Origin of the sequence: Bradyrhizobium sp. 141, assembly GCF_023074055.1 — a bacterium.
Lineage (GTDB): Bacteria > Pseudomonadota > Alphaproteobacteria > Rhizobiales > Xanthobacteraceae > Bradyrhizobium.
Genome location: NZ_JADPKR010000112.1, coordinates 65,739 through 83,874, shown reverse-complemented (window position 1 = coordinate 83,874; position 18,136 = coordinate 65,739). Strand labels below are relative to the sequence as shown.

Annotated in this window: 18 protein-coding genes; 2 read left to right on the top strand and 16 right to left on the bottom strand. The window is 64.2% G+C overall.

Annotation, left to right across the window (positions count from 1 at the left end):
• Positions 1–5 precede the first annotated feature (5 nt).
• The 14 genes from IVA81_RS37325 to IVA81_RS37260 form a co-directional block, all read right to left on the bottom strand.
• Positions 6–1,652, bottom strand: coding sequence for an FGGY-family carbohydrate kinase (locus IVA81_RS37325; RefSeq protein WP_247327507.1), 1,647 nt, complete (start codon positions 1,650–1,652; stop codon positions 6–8).
• Between the two features lie 33 nt (positions 1,653–1,685).
• Complete coding sequence (locus IVA81_RS37320) at positions 1,686–2,459, bottom strand: SDR family oxidoreductase (protein WP_247327504.1); 774 nt, start codon at positions 2,457–2,459, stop codon at positions 1,686–1,688.
• A gap of 41 nt (positions 2,460–2,500) precedes the next feature.
• Positions 2,501–3,508 (bottom strand): ABC transporter ATP-binding protein, encoded by a 1,008-nt coding sequence (locus tag IVA81_RS37315; protein ID WP_247327501.1) that lies wholly within the window; start codon positions 3,506–3,508, stop codon positions 2,501–2,503.
• 15 nt (positions 3,509–3,523) lie between these two features.
• Positions 3,524–4,354 (bottom strand): carbohydrate ABC transporter permease, encoded by an 831-nt coding sequence (locus IVA81_RS37310; RefSeq protein WP_247327498.1) that lies wholly within the window; start codon positions 4,352–4,354, stop codon positions 3,524–3,526.
• Between the two features lie 4 nt (positions 4,355–4,358).
• A complete protein-coding gene (locus IVA81_RS37305) occupies positions 4,359–5,231 on the bottom strand; it encodes a sugar ABC transporter permease (protein WP_247327495.1) in 873 nt (290 codons plus the stop codon).
• A 146-nt stretch (positions 5,232–5,377) separates the two neighbouring features.
• Complete coding sequence (locus IVA81_RS37300; protein ID WP_247327492.1) at positions 5,378–6,691, bottom strand: sugar ABC transporter substrate-binding protein; 1,314 nt, start codon at positions 6,689–6,691, stop codon at positions 5,378–5,380.
• Between the two features lie 327 nt (positions 6,692–7,018).
• Positions 7,019–7,969 carry a sugar-binding domain-containing protein gene (locus IVA81_RS37295; protein WP_247327489.1) on the bottom strand — a complete coding sequence of 317 codons (951 nt, stop codon included), beginning with the start codon at positions 7,967–7,969 and terminating at the stop codon, positions 7,019–7,021.
• A 7-nt stretch (positions 7,970–7,976) separates the two neighbouring features.
• On the bottom strand, positions 7,977–8,639 hold the full coding sequence (locus IVA81_RS37290; protein ID WP_247327486.1) for an HAD family hydrolase: 663 nt from the start codon (positions 8,637–8,639) through the stop codon (positions 7,977–7,979).
• A gap of 74 nt (positions 8,640–8,713) precedes the next feature.
• Positions 8,714–10,633 (bottom strand): VWA domain-containing protein, encoded by a 1,920-nt coding sequence (locus IVA81_RS37285; protein ID WP_247327484.1) that lies wholly within the window; start codon positions 10,631–10,633, stop codon positions 8,714–8,716.
• A gap of 10 nt (positions 10,634–10,643) precedes the next feature.
• The gene (locus IVA81_RS37280) at positions 10,644–11,453 is read right to left on the bottom strand and encodes a CbbQ/NirQ/NorQ/GpvN family protein (RefSeq protein WP_247327482.1); all 810 of its coding nucleotides are present in this window, start codon (positions 11,451–11,453) and stop codon (positions 10,644–10,646) included.
• Positions 11,454–11,515: 62 nt separating this feature from the next.
• Positions 11,516–12,862 (bottom strand): cbb3-type cytochrome c oxidase subunit I, encoded by a 1,347-nt coding sequence (locus IVA81_RS37275; RefSeq protein WP_247327480.1) that lies wholly within the window; start codon positions 12,860–12,862, stop codon positions 11,516–11,518.
• Between the two features lie 37 nt (positions 12,863–12,899).
• Positions 12,900–13,352: a cytochrome c gene (locus IVA81_RS37270; protein ID WP_247327479.1), complete on the bottom strand. Its 453-nt coding sequence runs from the start codon at positions 13,350–13,352 to the stop codon at positions 12,900–12,902.
• 97 nt (positions 13,353–13,449) lie between these two features.
• Positions 13,450–13,713, bottom strand: a complete 264-nt coding sequence (locus IVA81_RS37265) for a cytochrome C oxidase subunit IV family protein (RefSeq protein WP_247327478.1) — start codon at positions 13,711–13,713, stop codon at positions 13,450–13,452.
• Positions 13,710–14,288: a cytochrome c oxidase subunit 3 family protein gene (locus IVA81_RS37260; protein ID WP_247327476.1), complete on the bottom strand. Its 579-nt coding sequence runs from the start codon at positions 14,286–14,288 to the stop codon at positions 13,710–13,712. The genes IVA81_RS37265 and IVA81_RS37260 overlap by 4 nt, the downstream gene beginning before the upstream one ends.
• A 173-nt stretch (positions 14,289–14,461) precedes the next feature.
• Between IVA81_RS37260 and IVA81_RS37255 the strand changes: the two genes are divergently transcribed.
• Both IVA81_RS37255 and IVA81_RS37250 read left to right on the top strand, forming a co-directional pair.
• Positions 14,462–14,617: a hypothetical protein gene (locus IVA81_RS37255; protein WP_247327474.1), complete on the top strand. Its 156-nt coding sequence runs from the start codon at positions 14,462–14,464 to the stop codon at positions 14,615–14,617.
• Between the two features lie 105 nt (positions 14,618–14,722).
• Complete coding sequence (locus IVA81_RS37250; RefSeq protein ID WP_247327472.1) at positions 14,723–15,148, top strand: cupin domain-containing protein; 426 nt, start codon at positions 14,723–14,725, stop codon at positions 15,146–15,148.
• Positions 15,149–15,214: 66 nt separating this feature from the next.
• On the opposite strand, the gene mmsB is transcribed toward IVA81_RS37250, so the two are convergent.
• Positions 15,215–16,405: a multiple monosaccharide ABC transporter permease gene (gene mmsB / locus IVA81_RS37245; protein WP_247327471.1), complete on the bottom strand. Its 1,191-nt coding sequence runs from the start codon at positions 16,403–16,405 to the stop codon at positions 15,215–15,217.
• Positions 16,402–17,979 (bottom strand): multiple monosaccharide ABC transporter ATP-binding protein, encoded by a 1,578-nt coding sequence (mmsA, locus tag IVA81_RS37240; RefSeq protein WP_247327470.1) that lies wholly within the window; start codon positions 17,977–17,979, stop codon positions 16,402–16,404. The genes mmsB and mmsA overlap by 4 nt, the downstream gene beginning before the upstream one ends.
• Between the last annotated feature and the right edge of the window lie 157 nt (positions 17,980–18,136).

The following is an 18,136-nucleotide window of genomic DNA, read 5'->3' as shown; positions in this document are numbered from 1 at the left end:
GTCTTTCAACCTCTCGCGATGTCGCTCATCGCCGCGCGGCTGCCGCGATCCACTTCGCGCAGCAACTTGTAGACCTCGCGCTTGCGCGTGTGAAACGCGGCCATGTCAGGCGCGGTCGGCTCGCTCTTCTGTCCCAGCGCCGACATCTTGGCCATGGTCTCGCCGATCGAAGCATAAGCGCCGCCGGCCACCGCGCCCAGCATCGCCGCGCCCAGTAGCACCGGCTCCCTGGTCTGCGGCAGTGCGACCGTTAGCCCCGTCGTATCCGCCATGATCTGCCGCACCAGCGGGCTTCGACTGGCGCCGCCCCCCATGATCATGATGCTGGAGCGCACGCCATGCGCGGCAAAGGCCTCGATCACCTCGGCGAGCCCATAGGCGAGCCCGCACAGGCCGGCGACGAACAGCCGCTCCATCGAGGCGATGTCGGTGTCAAGATCGAGCCCCGTGATCACCGCGCGCGTATCAGGGTCGGCGTGGGGCGAGCGGTTGCCGATGAACTCAGGAAGCACATGAAGGTCGCGAGCGAGCAGCGCGGCGCGGCTGACGCTGCCCGCGCGCGCGATGATGCGGCGCTCGAGGAAGTCGATGAGGTCGAGGCCCTCGCTGCGCGCCGCCGCGCTCGCCTCGGCATGGCCCGGATGCGACTTGAGGAGATGGTCGATCGCCGCACCTGCCGCCGATTGGCCGCCCTCGTTGAGCCAGAAATCCGGGACCATGCCGGAGTAATAAGGCCCCCACACGCCGGGTACGAAGCCCGGCTCGCGGGTCGTCGCCATGATGCAGGCCGACGTTCCCATGATGTAGGCGAGCCGGTCGCAAACATCGCTCGCCCCGCCCGAGCCGTCGCGTCCGCCGATCGCGCCGATGCCGCCGGCATGGGCGTCGATCAGCGAGGCACCAACCGGTATGCCCGGCGACAGGCCAAGCTCTGCCGCAGCCGCGTGGGTGAGACCGGTGCCGAGCCGCGTGCCGGGGGCAACGATCTCGGTGCCGATGCGGGCGTATTTCTCGTTGACGAAGTCCGACAGTCCGATGCGCTTGAAGAATTGCGCGCTCCAGCCGCCGCCCTCGTGGGCGAGATAGTTCCATTTGCACGTGACAGTGCAGGTCGAGCGCTGCAGCGAGTCAGTCGCGCGCCAGGTCAAATAATCCGCCAGATCGAAGAAGTGGCCAGCGGCGTCAAAGCTCCCACGAAGGTGCCGCTTCAGCCACAGCAGCTTCGGCATCTCCATCTCGGGCGAGATCGAGCCGCCGACATAGCGCAACACGGCATCCTCGGTCTCGTTGATCAACCGCGCCTCGGCGATGGCACGATGATCCATCCAGACAATGACATTGCGTTGCCTGTCGCCGGATGCGCTGACGGTGAGCGGCTCGCCCTGCTTATCGAGGACAACCAGCGAACAGGTGGCGTCAAAGCCGATGCCGCCGACGCTGTCGGGCGCGATGGCCGCTTCCGCCATCGCCGCCCGCACCGATGTCGTGCAGGCGTCCCAGATATCCTGGGATGATTGCTCGACGATGTCGCCAGCCTCGTGCCAGATCCTGATCGGGTGCCGCGCGGTCGCAAGCAGAGTGCCGGCCTCGTCAAACACCCCTGCCCGCGTGCTCGTGGTCCCCACGTCGACGCCGATATACGCTCGCGGCATTGTCGCTCCAGCTTCGTCAGTTTTGACGCAAGCCTACCAGCAAGTGTAGCCGCCATCCACCAGCACGATGCTGCCGGTCATCAGGCTCGCGGCCTCCGAGCTCAGGAACAGCACGACCGAGGCGATCTCTTCGACCTGCCCCATCCGCGCCATCGGAGTTCCACCGATCCAGGCGTCGTACATTTTGGCGTTGCTCTTCACGAAAGCATTGAGCGGCGTCTCGATATAGGTCGGCGCCACCGCATTGACGCGGATGCCGCGCGCGCCCCATTCGGCGGCCAGTGATTTGGTCAAATGATGCACCCCCGCCTTGGAGGCGTTGTAGAAGCACTGCTCCTGCGGTTTGTTGACGATGAAGCCGGACATCGAGCCGACATTGACGATGGCGCCGCTCTTGGCTTTGAGCATGTGCTTGCCGAATTCGCGGCAGCACCAGAAGGTGCCGTTGAGATTGACGTCGATGACGTTGAGCCAGTGCTCGTCGGTGACGGTCTCCGCCGGCGTCTCACTGCGGGCGATGCCGGCATTGTTGACGAGAATGTCGACCTTGCCATGGCGGGCGACGAGGTCGTTCGCGACCTCCGCCACGCGCTTGGTGTCGGTCACGTCCATGATCGCGGTCTCGATGTCAAAGCCCTTCGCCTTCAGGCTGGCTTTCGCGCTGTCGGCGACCTTGCTGTCGCGGTCGCCGACGATGACCCTGGCGCCGGCCTCAGCCAGCGCTTCCGCGCAGCCAAGGCCAATGCCCTGCCCGCCGCCGGTGATGAACGCGGTTTTGCCGTTCAGCTTGAATTTTTCCAGGTACATGGTGGTCTTTCCGTTTCTTGCCGTTTTCTTGCCGTCTCTTGTCAGCCTCGAAGCGCGTTGCCGCCCGCGTCGAAGCGATGGATGCGCGCGGGGTCCGGCGCCAGCGACACACGATCGCCGGCGTGCAAACTCAACTCGCCGATGTAGCGCGCCGTCAGCATGCCGAGCTGACCGGCATCGACGTAAAGAAAGGTGTCACTGCCGAGATGCTCGGCGACGGCGATGGTTCCCAGCCAGCCGCCGTCGCCCTCGCGCTCGATCTTGAGATGCTCCGGCCGCACGCCGATGGTGGCGGCGCCACGTTGCAAGGCGAGCTCTCCGGTGACGAAATTCATCTTGGGCGAGCCGATGAAGCCGGCGACGAAGAGATTGGCGGGCCGCTCATAGAGCTCCAGGGGCGAACCATATTGCTCGATCTTGCCGCCATTGAGTACGACGATCTTGTCGGCCATGGTCATGGCCTCGACCTGGTCGTGGGTGACATAGATCGCGGTGGTGCCGAGCTGCTTCTGGAGCCGCGTCACCTCGATGCGCATCTGCACGCGCAGCGCCGCATCGAGGTTGGACAGCGGCTCATCGAACAGGAACGCCTTGGGCTCGCGCACGATCGCGCGGCCGATCGCGACGCGCTGGCGCTGGCCGCCGGAAAGCTCGCGCGGCTTGCGATCGAGATAGGGCGTGAGGTTCAGCGTCGCGGCCGCGGCCTCGACCTTGCGGTTGATCTCGTCCTTGGCAAGGCCCGCCATCTTCAGGCCGAAGCCGATATTGCCGCGCACGCTCATATGCGGATAGAGCGCGTAGGACTGGAACACCATCGACAGACCGCGCTTGGCGGGCGGCGTGTCGACGACGTTCTTGCCGTCGATCAGAATCTTGCCACCAGAGACATCTTCGAGCCCCGCGATCAGCCGCAGCAGCGTGGTCTTGCCGCAGCCGGAGGGACCGACGAACACCACAAAGGAGCCGTCGGCAATGTCGAGATCGGCGCCTTTGATGATGTGCACGGGGCCGAAGGACTTCTGTACGTCCTGTAGTGTGATCTGACCCATGATCCGGCAGCCCCTTTACTTCACCGCGCCGAAGGTGAGCCCGCGCACGAGCTGCTTCTGGCTGAACCAACCGAGGACGAGAATGGGCGCGATCGCCAGCGTCGAGGCTGCCGACAATTTTGCCCAAAACAGCCCTTCCGGGCTGGAATAGGACGCGATGAACGTGGTGAGCGGCGCAGCGTTCGAGGTCGACAGGTTGAGCGTCCAGAATGCCTCGTTCCAGGCGAGGATCAAATTGAGCAGCATCGTCGAGGCCAGCCCCGGGATCGCCATCGGCGTCAAGACGTAGACCAGCTCGCGGCCGATGGTGGCGCCGTCCATGCGCGCAGCTTCAAGGATGTCGCGCGGGATCTCCTTGAAGTAGGTGAAGAGCATCCAGATCACGATCGGCAGATTACCGAGGCACAGGATGAAGACGAGACCGATGCGGGAATCGAGCAGGCCGAAGCTCTTGTAGATCAGGTAGATCGGCACCAGCACGCCAACCGGCGGCATCATCTTGGTCGAGAGCATCCAGAGCAGGATGTCCTTGGTGCGCTTGGTCGGCGAGAACGCCATCGACCAGGCCGCGGGGATGGCTATCAAGAGAGCGATGAGCGTCGAGCCGCCGGCGATGATGATCGAGTTCATCGCGTGGTGGAGATAGTCGCTGCGCTCCTGCACCGTCGCGTAATTCTCGGTGGTCCAGTGAAAGAACAGGAAGGATGGCGGCACGGCGAACGCCTCGAGCTCGGTCTTGAAGCTAGCCAGCACCATCCAGAGGATCGGGAAGAAGATCAGGAAGCCGAAAAACCAAGCCCCGATCGTCGAGACCACCAGCCGCTGCCTCGTCGCCATCCGTGCCATGGTCTCACGCCTCCAGGTTACGGCCGACGATGCGGACCAGGAAGAAGGCAACGATGTTCGCGATCACGACCGCAACCAGGCCGCCCGCCGAGGCCGTGCCGACGTCGTACTGAATCAAAGCCTGCGAATAGATCAGGAAAGCGATGTTGGTGGTCGACAGTCCGGGGCCGCCGCCCGTGGTGACGTAGATCTCTGCAAACACTGTGAGCAGGAAGATGGTCTCGATCAGGATCACCACCGTGATGGGGCGCGCCAGATGCGGTAGCGTGATGTAGATGAAGGTCGAGACGGCGCTGGCGCCGTCCATCTCGGCGGCCTCCTTCTGCTCCTCGTCGAGTGATTGCAGTGCGGTGAGCAGGATCAGCGTCGCGAACGGAAGCCATTGCCACGTCACGATCAGAATCACCGCAAACAGCGGCACGTCGTTGAACCAGTCGATCGGGGTCAGGCCGAACAGAGAGGCCAGCCAGGCGAACAGGCCGGAGACCGGGTGCATCAACAGATTCTTCCAGACCAGCGCGCTGACCGTCGGCATCACGAAAAACGGCGCGATCACCATCAGCCGCACGAAATTGCGTCCGATCACCGGCTGATCCATCAACAGCGCCAGCGGAATGCCGAGCAGGATCGTCAGCGCCAGCACCGAGCCGACCAGTACCAGCGTGTTCTGAAGCGAGGCCAGGAAGGCGGGATCGGTGAGGAAGTAGCGGAAGTTCTCCAGCCCGACAAACGACTCGGAGCCGGGATCGAGCAGGCTGTAATGCAGCGTCGAGAAATAGAGCGTCAGCGCGAGCGGGACAATCATCCAGATGAACAGTAGCCCGACCGCAGGCGTCAGGAGCGAGCGCGCAAGGAACTGCGTCTGCCGGGTTGCCATCGTTGGCTTCTCCTTCAGAGCGTTTTCGAGCGAAGTGGAGCCCGGTTCGCGGGAAGAAAACGCGTCAAAATGAAACCTCGGGAAGAAGGCGGCCATCCATGACGCTGGATGGCCGCAAGTCTGAGCTCAGGAGGAAGAGCTCGGGTTCACTTGATGTAGCCGGCGCGCTTCATCTCGCGCTCGGTCGCCGATTGCGCCCCGGTAAGCGCGGCATCGACCGTCATTGATCCCGCCAGCGCGGCCGAGAATTGCTGGCCGACCTGGGTGCCGATGCCCTGGAATTCGGGGATCGCGGCGTATTGCACGCCGACATAAGGCACCGGCTTCACCGTCGGCTTGTTCGGATCGGCCGCGTCGATCGAGGCCAGCGTCAGCTTCGCGAACGGGGCGACCTTCAGATAGTCGGGGTTCTGGTAGAGCGATGTGCGCGTGCCCGGCGGCACGTTGGCCCAGCCCTCTTTCGACGCGACGAGCTTGGTGTAGTCCTTGCTCGTCGCCCAGGCGATGAACTTCTCGGCAGCTTCCGTCTTCTTGGAGCCGGCGGGGATCGCAAGGTTCCAGGCCCACAGCCAGTTGGCGTTCTTGCCGAGCCCGGTGTTGGGCGCGAGCGCGAAGCCCACCTTGTCGGCGACCTTGGAGTCCTTCGGGTTGGTGACGAAGGACGCCGCGACCGTGGCGTCGATCCACATGGCGCACTTGCCGGCATTGAACAGCGCCAGATTCTCGTTGAACCCGTTGGAGCTCGCGCCGGGAGGCCCCGCTTCCTTCATCAGATTGACGTAAGTCGTCAGCGTCGACTTCCATTCCGGCGTGTTGAATTGCGGCTGCCACTTCTCGTCGAACCAGCGTGCACCGTAGGAATTGGCCATGGCCGAGAGGAACGCCATGTTCTCGCCCCAGCCGGCCTTGCCGCGCAGGCAAATGCCGTAGGTGCCGGCGCTCTTGTCGGTCAGCTTCTTGGCCGCATCGATCACGAAATCCCAGGTCGGCTTCTCCGGCATCTTCAGGCCGGCCTTCTCGAACAAATCGGTGCGATACATCACCATCGAACTCTCGCCATAGAACGGCGCGGCATAGAGCTTGCCGTCGACAGAGACCGCATCCTTGATCTTGGGCAGAAGGTCGGCGATGTCGTAGTCGCCGCCGAGATTGGCGAGCGGGACCAGCCAGCCCTTCTTGGCCCAGATCGGCACCTCATAGGTGCCGATGGTGAGCACGTCGAACTGGCCGCCCTTGGTGGCGATGTCGGTGGTGACGCGCTGGCGCAGCACGTTCTCCTCCAACGTCACCCATTTCACTGAAATGTCGGGGTTCTTCTTGGTGAATTCGGCCGTCAGCCCCTGCATGCGGATCATGTCGCCATTGTTGACCGTGGCGATCGTCAGGGTCGTTTCGGCCACCGCGGGGACGGCCAGCAAAAGTGCAGACGCGCCGCCGACGGCGCCCAAGACATGTTTCACGGTGACCTCCCTCGAACTCGCGTTTTGAGCATATGCTCACGCGTTGGGCGTATGTTCAACGCAAGCAAGGGTGGTTGTCAAGCAGGTGAAGAGGCGTTCCCGCAACTTATGAGTGCTGCGGTGCGGGAAGTTTGAAATGTCTCGCACAGCCATGGCGGCTTGCTCCACCTCTCCCGCTTGCGGGAGAGGTCATATCGCATCGAAGATGCGATATGAGTGAGGGCTTTCTCCTCTTGAAGAAGTCTTGCCAGCGGGAGAGACCCTCTCCCCACCCCTCTCCCGCAAGCGGGAGAGGGAGCCGAGTCCCGCGGCCGCGGAGCTGGCGACCTACCGCTCCAGGATCGCCTTTGCGGTCGTCTCGTCGGTGATCAACCCGTTGATCAGGCCCCCGCTCAGCGCCGCCGCGATCGCCGCCACCTTGGCTGCGCCGATCGCCGCGGCGATCGTCGTGCTCTTCGCCGGCACTTCCGGCGGGATGCTGGTCAGCCGCTTGTTGGTGCCGGACTTGAGCAGGCGTCCCTTGGAATCATAGGCCCAGCCGGTGATCTCGCCGATGGCACCCAGCCGCATCATCTCGAACAATTCGTCGCGGGTAACGAAGCCGTCGACATGGACCTGCGCCTTCTGGTCCATCTGGCCGATACCGACGAGGCGCAAATCCGCCTTGGCGGCAACCGCCTTCACCTTGGCGATCGGCTCGATGCGGACCATCTTGTTGCGCTCGTCCTCGGACGACATCAGGAACGGCAGCGGCATCGGATAGTGCCGCGCACCGGTGCGGTCAGCGAGCCGGCCGACGGTGTCGTAAAAGCTCGCCGAACCGTCGGCGGAGATGTTGCCGACCAGCGAGACGATCTGATGATTGGGCCGGTCGATCGGCGTGACGCGCTCGACCGCGGCGCGCACCGCCCGGCCGGTGCCGAGCGCGACGATGACCGGCGTCTCCGAACGCAGAGTCGCGTCGAGCAAATTGGCGCAGCGCTCGGCGATACCTGCGGTGGCTTGCGGCGCCGCTGGATCGGCTGGCACCACCTCGCAATGAACGAGATCGAAGCGTTCCTTCAGGCGTGCCGCAAGCTCCATGCAGGCGGCAATGGGATGCTCGAGCCGGAAGGTGATGAGGCGCTCCGCGAGGCACAACGAGACCAGCCGCTGCGCCGAGGCGCGCGAGACCTGAAGCATCTTTGCGATCTCGTCCTGGGTGTGACCGGCGATGAAATAAAGCCAGCCGGCGCGCGCGGCATCGTCGAGTCGCGATCTGTCGTTCTCGGCGGCCATGCGGGCCTCACGCCTCCCAGAAGTCGATCATGCGCGAGAAGACCCGGTCGGCCCCCGCGCCGGACAATATAGCGCGGCCTTCGCGTCCGCGATAATGGCTGCCGCCGACAAATCCCCAGACGGTCATGCCAGCCGCCTTGCCCGCCTGCACGCCGCTGACGCTATCCTCGATCACCAGCGTGCGCGCAGGTTGCACCCCCATCTTCTCCGCCGCGAGGAGAAAGAGATCGGGCGCCGGCTTGCCGTGCCTGACCATTTGCGCGGAGTAGATCCGGTCGCCGAAATGCGCCCGCAGGCCGGTGACGTCAAGCGAGAGCGCGACGCGGTCGATGTCGCTGGATGAAGCCACGCAAAACGGTACGGACAAGTCGGACATCACGCCCGCAATGCCGGGGATCGGCTGAAGCGAAGCTGCGAAGGTCGTCAGCACTTGCGATTTCAAGCGCGGCAGAAAGCCGTCCGGCACGACCTGCCCGAGATCACGATAATGCTGCTCGACCGCCTTGGTGCTGCGCCCCAGGAAGAGCTCCAGCGCCTGCTGCTGGCTGAGCACGATGCCGAACTCGGAGAGAACTTCGGATAGGCACCGGCAGCTCAAGAGTTCGCTGTCGACGAGCACGCCGTCGCAATCGAAGATGATCAGATCGGGTCTTGACCGGCCGTGGTCCATCCAGCCATTCGATCATATACCCAATTGATGAGCAATAGCTCACTCAACGCCGTCACCCTCGGGATCTTCCGACATCAATGCGCGACCTGCCGGTAGATCGCCGGCAGTGCCGCGGGCAGCCGCTTGATGTTGCCGACGATGGCATAGCCGCCGCGGCCGAACAGGGTCGGGAAATAGGATTGCGCAGTTGCGTCAACCGTGACGCCGAAGGCGGCGATGCCGAGCCGGCGCGCCTCCTGGACCGACTTGCGGGTGTCCTCGACCGCGAAGCGACCCTCGTAATGATCGACGTCGTTCGGCTTGCCGTCGGTGAGGACGATCAGCAGTTTCTTACGCTGCGGCTGGCGGGCAAGCTCGGCGGCGGCATGGCGCACCGCCGTGCCGATCCGCGTGTAATAACCGGGCTTCAGCGCGCCGATGCGGCGCTCGACCGTCCCGCTCATCGGCTCGCCGAAGGCCTTGACCGTTTCGAGCCGCACCCAGGAGCGCCGGCGCGAGGTGAAGGCCAGGATGCTGTGGTGATCGCCGCAGGCCGAAAGCCCGTGGGCGAGCACCAGCAGCGCCTCCTTCTCGACGTCGAGCACGCGGTAGCCATCGACCCAAGCGTCTGTGGACAGCGAGACGTCGACGAGCAACGTGACGGCGAGATCGTGTCCTTGCGGGCGCATGGCGACATGGATGCGATCGAGACCGCTGCCGCCGCTGCCGGCGCGCAAGTCGCACCGCGCGCGCACGAGCGCGTCGAGATCGAGGTCGTGTCCGTCGGCCTGGGCGCGCATCAGTTCGTGGCGCGGCCGCAACACCTCGAAGCGGCGGCGCACCTGGCGGATGTGCCGGCGCATCGCATCGTCGGGCGTCCAACCCTCACCTTGCTCGGAGGCCGCACCCGCGAGCACGCGGCAATGATCCGGCAGATAGGAGCCGCTGCGATAGTCCCATTCGGGATAGGTGAGATCCGCGTTCAGCCGCGACGCATCGAGGGCTTCCGGCGGCAGGTCGAGATCGAACTTGAACCGGCTCGCCGGCTTGCCGCTACGGCGGCTGAGCGTGATCTCCTCGAGATCGTCGGCCGCTTTCTGCGCATCCTCGTCCTCGCTGTCGTCGGCCGGACGGTCGACATTGACCATCTCGGCCATCGCGAGGATCTTCTCGAAGCGGTTGAGCACGAAACGATCGCGGCGGTTGGCATTGTCCTCGCGCTCGCGGACGGCAAAGCGCTTGCGATCGTCCTCAGTCGCGGCTTCCGCGCCCGGTGCGCACTCGTCCTCGCCGGCATGTGCGGGCGAGAGCTCGCGCGTCCAGCAATCCCCCCAGAGCGGGCACGGCAGGATCGAATGATAGCCCGGCGGCGCCTTGTCCGGCAGCGGGCCCGTTCCCATCATCGCCGGCCACAGTCTGCCCGCAGGCGCTTTGCCGGCTCCCAGCAAGGCCAGCACGATCTGCTCGACCTCCTGCTCGATGCGCGGCAAGGGGCGACGAGGCCGGGCCTCGGCAGTTGCTGCGGCGAGCTTCGCGTAATCAGCGACAAACCCGGGAAATTGCGTGAGCACCCAGACCGCCGTCTCGCTCGCCCGGCGCAACACCAGAAGATCCCGCCGCAGCGGATCGGCTTCCGCGATGGTCTCGATCGGCGCGGCTGCGAACCACGCCGCAAGCCAGCGATAGAGCGCCGCGTTCAAGGCACGGTCGGGAAAGATCGAGATGCGATCGGGGAGGAAGATGGTCGCCGCGTCGCGGCCCGGCTGCTCTATTCGCTCGTCTCCAAGGCCGATGCGCTGGCGCCAGCCGAGACGGTGCCCCGATTTCCGGGCACCTGCGCTTGCGATCTGCACCCCGGTCTCGCCGCCGAGCGCGCGGAACGTCACCGCGAGCCGGCCCCTCATCTCGGCAAGTGCGACGGCCTGATCGCCGTGAACCGGATAGCTCGCGGTGCCCCCGACCATCCGGTGCCAGGCGCGGCCGACGGTCTCCTCCAGTTCGAGGAAGTCGAGCATGGGCGCGGCCTCACCCGATGACGGCGCGCGCGACGTCCAGCAGCGCCGCCTTCACGTCCGAATCGTCGGTGAGCGGTTCGATCATGCCGGCCAGCACGGCATCGGCGGTCGGCGTGCCCGCGGCAATCAGGGTGGCGCAATAGACCACGAGGCGGGTCGAAACGCCCTCCTCCAAATCGTGTCCCCTAAGCGCGCGCAGCCGGCCAGCCAGCCCGACCAGCGGCCGCACGCGCTCCGGCGACAGCCCGCTTTCGGCGGACACGACGCCAATCTCCTGCTCTGGCGGCAGGAAATCGAATTCGATGGCGACGAAGCGCTGCCGCGTCGAGGGCTTCAGCGCCTTCAGCAGCGTCTGGTAGCCGGGATTGTAAGAGACGACGAGCATGAAGCTACTCGGCGCCACCAGCTCCTCGCCGGTGCGTTCCAGCGGCAGGATGCGGCGATCGTCGGTCAGAGGATGCAGCACGACGGTGACGTCCTTGCGGGCCTCCACGACCTCGTCGAGATAGCAGATGCCGCCCTCGCGCACGGCGCGCGTCAGCGGTCCGTCGGTCCACACGGTGTCGCCGCCCCTCAGCAGATAGCGGCCGGTGAGATCGGCGGCGGTCAGATCGTCATGACAGGCGACGGTGTGAAGCGGCAGTCCCAGCCGCGCCGCCATATGCGCGACGAAGCGCGTCTTGCCGCAGCCGGTCGGCCCCTTGAGCAGAACCGGCAGACGACGTCGCCAGGCATGCTCGAAAAGCTCGCATTCGTTTCCGGATGGAACATAGGCCGGCAGCTCGGGCGCCGAGGTCACCGTGTGAAGGGCAGCTTTCATGATGTCTCTCCGGACTTTCCAGGAAGCGGGCGGCCGCGGCAAATCGCGGCCGCCATTTGCGTTTACTCGGCCGGCTGCAGCGCGGCGGGAATGGTCGCCTGCTTCTCGCGGCCCGGCACCAGCACGGCCCAGACGAACATCAGCGCGGAGATCGCCACGAACACACCGGAGCCGAGCCGGACCCAGTAGAACATCGCGAGCTGATCCTGCACGTCCATGTAGCCCTGGCCGAGCACGCGCTGCAGGTGAACCTGGACCACGCCGGCGAAGGTCAGCGCGAAGGTCATGGTCATCATCGCCGTGCACATGATCCAGAAGCTCGTCATGGAGAGCCACTGATTGTAGGGCGCACGTCCCTTGATCTGCGGGATTGCATAGGCCATCACCGACAAATTCAGCATCACATAGGCGCCGAAGAAGGCGAGATGCCCGTGCGCGGCGGTGACCTGGGTGCCGTGGGTGTAGTAGTTCACCGAGGACAGCGTGTGCAGGAAGCCCCAGACGCCGGCGCCGAGGAACGCCATCACGGAGCAGCCGACCGACCACAGCAGAGCGGCGCGGTTCGGATGCTTGCGGCCGGCCTTCCAGGTCATCTGCACCGTGAAGATCACCATGGTGAAGAACGGCGCCACCTCGAGCGTGGAGAACAGCGAGCCGATCCACTGCCAGTAGCCGGGCGCGCCGATCCAGTAGAAATGGTGGCCGGTGCCGAGGATGCCCGAGAACAGGGCAAGGCCGATGATGACGTAGAGCCACTTCTCCACGACCTCGCGGTCGATGCCGTTGAGCTTGATCATGAGATAGGCGAGGATGGAGGCCATGATCAGCTCCCAGACGCCTTCGACCCAGAGATGGACGACGTACCACCAGTACATCTTGTCGACGGCAAGGTTCGCCGGGTTGTAGAAGGCGAACAGGAAGAAGATCGCAACGCCCCACAGGCCGAACAACAGGATGTTGGTGACCGTGGTCTTGCGGCCCTTCAGCGCCGTCATCGTGACGTTGAACAAGAACATCAGGCAGACGACGACGATGCCGACCTTGATGATGAAGGGCTGTTCGAGGAACTCGCGGCCCTCGTGGTAGTGGAAGAGATAGCCGACGACGGCAATGCCGGCCGCGCCGAAGAACATCCAGAACTGGATCTTCGCCAGCAGCGGGCTATAGAGCTCGGTTTCGGTCTCTTCCGGGAGGAGGAAGTAGGTCGCGCCCATGAAGCCGATCAGCGACCATACGATCAGCGCGTTGGTGTGGATCATCCGGACGATGTTGAACGGCAGGAGGGTCGAGAGCGTGTTCGGCAGGACGTAGATCGTTCCGGCGAGAAGGCCGAACACGACCTGGGCCAGGAACAGGGTCAGCGCGCCGTAGAAATACAGCATCGCGACTTTCTGGGTTTGATATTTCATCTCGGGTTCTTTCTGTCTTGAGAAGAAAGCAGCGTTCTCAGCCGGCCTTGTTCGGCGGCCAGCTCTGACGCTTGATCGTGCTGGTCCATTGCAGGAAGTCAGCGAGGTCGTTGAGCTCCTGGTCGGTCAGGTTGAACTGCGGCATCTGCCGCCGGCCCTCTGCGCCCGAGGGCTGCGACTGCATCCAGGCCTTCAGCGTCTCGCGCGCCGCGGCCGGATCCTCGTTGCCGCCCCAGCGGTCCCAGACGTTGCCGACCTCGGGCGCGAAATAGGCGCCCTCGCCCAGCAGGGTGTGGCAGTTGATGCAGGAATTCTTCTCCCAGACATGCTTGCCGCGCGCGACCGACGAAGTCAGCGTCGACGCGTCGGTGGAGGTAGTGGCCATGTAGTAATGGCTGTGCGCCGTCAGCCCTATGAAAATGGCGAAGAAGAAGGCCGAACCGCCGTAGAAGACATTTCGAGCGGCCGACTTGGTCAGGCGTTCAGCCATTGCCAATCCTTTTCCGGTTTGAGTCGTAGAGAGAAAATCGGTGATGCTATTTATTGCCGATCCGAGGATCGCTCTTTGACGAAGCGCAAGGAGCGCGTCAGATCAGCGCGACGATGGCCGAAGCAAGCCAGGCAAACAGCACGACGACGAGGACCCATGCGCTCACAAGGCCCCGCCAGAGCGCCGGCGCAGAGCGAAGTTCGAGGAAATCGAGCACGATGCGGCGGCCCTTCAGCGCGGCAAACGTGAGCAGCAACGCATTGGCGAACAAGGGGCGCGACACCAGCGGCGGAATCAGAATGGTCGCGAGCGCAAGCCCGATCAACGTGATCCAGGCGATGTCGAGACGATCCGGAATCACGGGTGCACCAGATAGATGATGGGGAACATGACGATCCAGAGCAGATCGACCATGTGCCAGAAAGCGGTCCCGGTCTCGACGCCCGCCGCCCCGGCAGCCCGGGAAACTACGGCCAGGATCACGATACCGAGGCCGACGTGCAGGAGATGGAAGCCGGTCAGGAGGAAGTACAGCGTGAAGAACGGGCTGGTCTCCAGGCCGTTTCCCAACGCGATCTCGCCGGCATATTCGAACAGCTTGATCGCGATGAAGAGAGCGCCAAGAGCCATGGCGCCGAAGAGCCAACCGCGCGCACGCCGGCTCTCGCCCGCCCTTGCGGCAGCCGCCCCGCGCGCGGCGGTCCAGCCACTGGTCACGAGCACGATGGTGTTGATCCCGGCCAAATGCGCATCAAGAGTGGCTTGACCGGCCGCGAAGACCGCCGGGTGAAGCGCGCGAGCGATGACGAAAGCGCCGAGGAACAGCCCGAAGGCGGCAAGCTCGCTGAAGATCAGCACCCAGATCATGGGATCGCCGGGAAGATCTTCCAGAATTCCCCAGCCGGTTCCCTGTTGCTCGCATTCCGTCGCCGACATCTGACTTCCGTATCAAGACGCCGAACAGATATCCTACCGGCGCGATTCCGACTTTGTCGCCGCACAAATAGTGCAACCGGCCGGAGAGGCGTTTGCGCTATCGCAACGTTCCGCCCGTCCCGCCGTCATAAGTTGAATGTATCCGGCGGTTCCGCAAAACGGCGAGCGATGCGATGAGCGATGCACAAATCGGGCTGATGACCGCGACCCCCATCATCATCGCATTCGCCATCGCGCTCCGTCGAATGGGGGTGCTGTCGACCGTGGCGACGGTCTCCGCGGCGAGCCTCTCGGTTGCCATCGCCGTGGTGCTCTTTACGACGCAATAATTGTCGGGTGCGAAAGCGTCGCAGCCCATTCCGACAACAGAACGCTTTGGCCCATTGCCGTAACGCGGTAAAGTTCGCTACCGCACACGACCCAATGAGTTCGCCATGCCAGAGATCATCAATCTTGGTGCGCTGCAGCTGACCTTTCTGCGGAGCAAGGACGACACCGCCGGCAGTCTCGATCTGTTCGAGATGACACTCCAGCCGAACGCGCGCATGCCGATCCCTCACTATCACGATCGCTGGGACGAAGCGATCTATGGGCTAAGCGGCATCTCGACCTGGCGGATCGACGGAACGGACGTCGACGTGGCGCCGGGCGAAACCGCGTTCATCAAACGCGGCGTGGTGCACGGCTTCACAAATCGTTCGCCCCGGCCGGCGACCTGCCTGTGCATACTCACCCCCGGCGCGCTTGGTCCGCAATATTTCAAGGAAATGGCGGTCCTACTAGCCGCCGGTACGCCCGATCCGGCAAAGATGAAGGAGACGATGCTGCGCTACGGATTGGTACCGGTGCTACAGTCCTAAGCGACCGCGAGAGCTAGTGGGCATGGGCGCTCTAGCGCCCTTTGCCCACCCCACGTTCTCGTCGAGCTACCGCCGCTGATTGTACACGTCGATACAGACCGCCCCCAGCAGCACCAGACCCTTGATGACCTGCTGATAGTCGATGCCGATGCCGAGGATGGACATGCCGTTGTTCATCACGCCCATGATCATGGCGCCGACCACGGCCCCCCCGACCCGGCCCACACCGCCATAGGCCGAAGCGCCGCCGATGAAGCAGGCGGCGATGACGTCGAGCTCGAAGCCGAGCCCGGCCTTCGGGGTCGCGGTGTTGAGGCGCGCAGCGAAGACGAGGCCGGCGAGCGCGGCGAGCACGCCCATGTTGACGAAGGTGAGGAAGGTCAGCCGCTCCGTCTTGATGCCCGACAGTTTTGCCGCTTTCGCATTGCCGCCCACCGCATAGACCTGCCGGCCAATCACGGTGCGCCGGGTGACGAAGCCGTACAGGGCGATCAGGGCCGTCATGATGACCAGCACGTTCGGCAAGCCGCGATGCGAGGCGATCAGATAGGTGAAATAGAGCACCGCACAGGCGAGCAGAACGCTCTTTCCCAGGAAGAACGCATAAGGCTCGACCTCGATGCCATGCGATTGCTCACGTGACCGGCCCTTGGCGCTGGCATAGACGAGGCCGAGCGCGAGCACGGCACCGATCAGCATGGAGGTCGGATGCAGCGTGCCGGCTTCGGGCAGCAGTTCTGGAATGAAGCCGGAGGACAGCTTCTGGAACGTCGCGGGGAACGGGCCGAGTGACTGCCCCTGCAGCACCGCAAGCGCGAGCCCCTTGAACACCAGCATGCCCGCCAGCGTCACGATAAAGGACGGAATGCCGAAATAGGCCACCCAATAGCCCTGCGCCGCGCCGATCGCCGCGCCCAGCAACAGGCAGGCGATGAAAGCGAGCGTGTAGTCGATCTTGTAGGTCACCATCAGCACGGCGGCCACCGCGCCGACGAAGCCGGCGACCGAGCCGACCGACAGGTCGATATGGCCGGTGACGATCACCAGCAGCATGCCGAGCGCCATGATGACGATGTAGCTGTTCTGCAGCACCAGGTTTGTCAAATTGAGCGGCTGCAGCAGCGTGCCGCCGGTCATGACCTGGAAGAACAGCATGATCGCGATCAACGACATCAGCATGCCGTAGTTGCGCAAATTGTTCTTGATGAAGCTGCCGTGCCGGCGCTCCTCGGGCAGCGATACCGTCTTGTCGGTCATAGCTGCGATCCTCCCATCTCCGCGGCCGCTGGCGCGGCGTTCCCAATGTTTCGTTCGTTGCGCATGATGGCGCGCATAATCTTCTCCTGCGTCGCGTCAGGACCCTTGAACTCGCCGACGAAGGCGCCCTCGTTCATGACACAGATGCGGTCGCAAATGCCGAGCAGCTCGGGCATCTCCGAGGAGATCACCACGACGCCGCGGCCGGCTTCCGCCAGCTCGTTGATGATACAGTAAATCTCGTACTTGGCGCCGACGTCGATGCCCCGCGTCGGTTCGTCCAGGATCAAGACCTTGGGGTCGGTCATCAGCCATTTCGACAGCACCACCTTCTGCTGGTTGCCGCCGGAGAGCTGGCCGGTCTCCTGGTAAACGTCGGAGCAGCGGATGCGCATGCGGGTGCGATAATCGCTGGCGATCTTCAGCTCGGCGATGTCGTCGATCACCCGGCCTGGGGCGACCTGGTCGAGGCTGGCGAGCGTGATGTTCTTGCGGACGTCGTCGGCCAGGATCAGGCCGAGCTGCTTGCGATCTTCGGTGACATAGGCAAGGCCGGCGTCGATCGCGGCAGCGACACTCGGCAGCACCATCTCCCTGCCTTCGAGCCGGAGAGAGCCGCTAATCGTGGTGCCCCAGGAGCGGCCGAACAGGCTCATGGCGAACTCGGTGCGGCCGGCGCCCATCAGGCCGGCAATACCGACGACCTCGCCACGCCTGACGCTGAAATCGACATTCTTGATCACTTGCCGCTCGGGATGGATCGGATGGTACACCGACCAGTTCTCGACAGTGAGCACGGGGTCACCGATCGTCGCGTTGCGCTCCGGGAAGCGGTGAGCCATATCGCGGTTGACCATGCTGCGGATGATGCGGTCTTCCTGGATCGGCTCGCTGCGGCAGTCGATGCTGTCGACGGTGCGGCCGTCGCGCAGCACGGTGATGTGGTCGGCGACCTTGGCGACCTCGTTGAGCTTGTGCGAGATCAGGATCGAACCGATGCCCTGCTCGCGGAACGCCATCAGGCGTTCGAGCAGCGCGGCGCTGTCGGCCTCGTTGAGGCTGGCGGTCGGCTCGTCCAGGATCAGCATCCGCACCCGCTTGGACAGCGCCTTGGCGATCTCGACCAGCTGCTGCTTGCCGACGCCGAGATCGGTGATCAGCGTATCCGGAGATTCCTTCAGGCCCACCTGCGCCAGCAGCTCACGCGTGCGTCGGTACACCTCGTCGCGGTCGATGACGCCGAGCTTCGACGGCGGATGCGACAGGAAGATGTTTTCCGCGATCGACATCAGCGGGATCAGCGCCAGCTCCTGGTGGATGATGATGATGCCGAGTGCCTCGGAATCGTTGATGTCGCGAAAGCGCCGCTCCTCGCCGTCGAAGACAATGGTGCCCTCGTAGCTTCCATGCGGGTAGACCCCGCTCAGCACCTTCATCAGGGTCGACTTGCCCGCGCCGTTCTCGCCGACGAGCGCGTGGATCTGGCCGGCGTGAACCGAGAAATTGACGTCGCGCAGCGCCTGCACACCGGCAAAGCTCTTGCTGACGTTGCGCATCTCCAGCATGGCGGTCATCGTGTCATACTCCAAGACTCATCGACGTCGTCATGGCCGGGCTTGTCCCGGCCATCCACGTGCCGCTGCCTGCAAGGAAGGACGTGGATGCCCGGGACAAGCCCGGGCATGACGAGTATGTGGACATGCGTTTCGTCCCATGGAGAGTTCCCTCTCC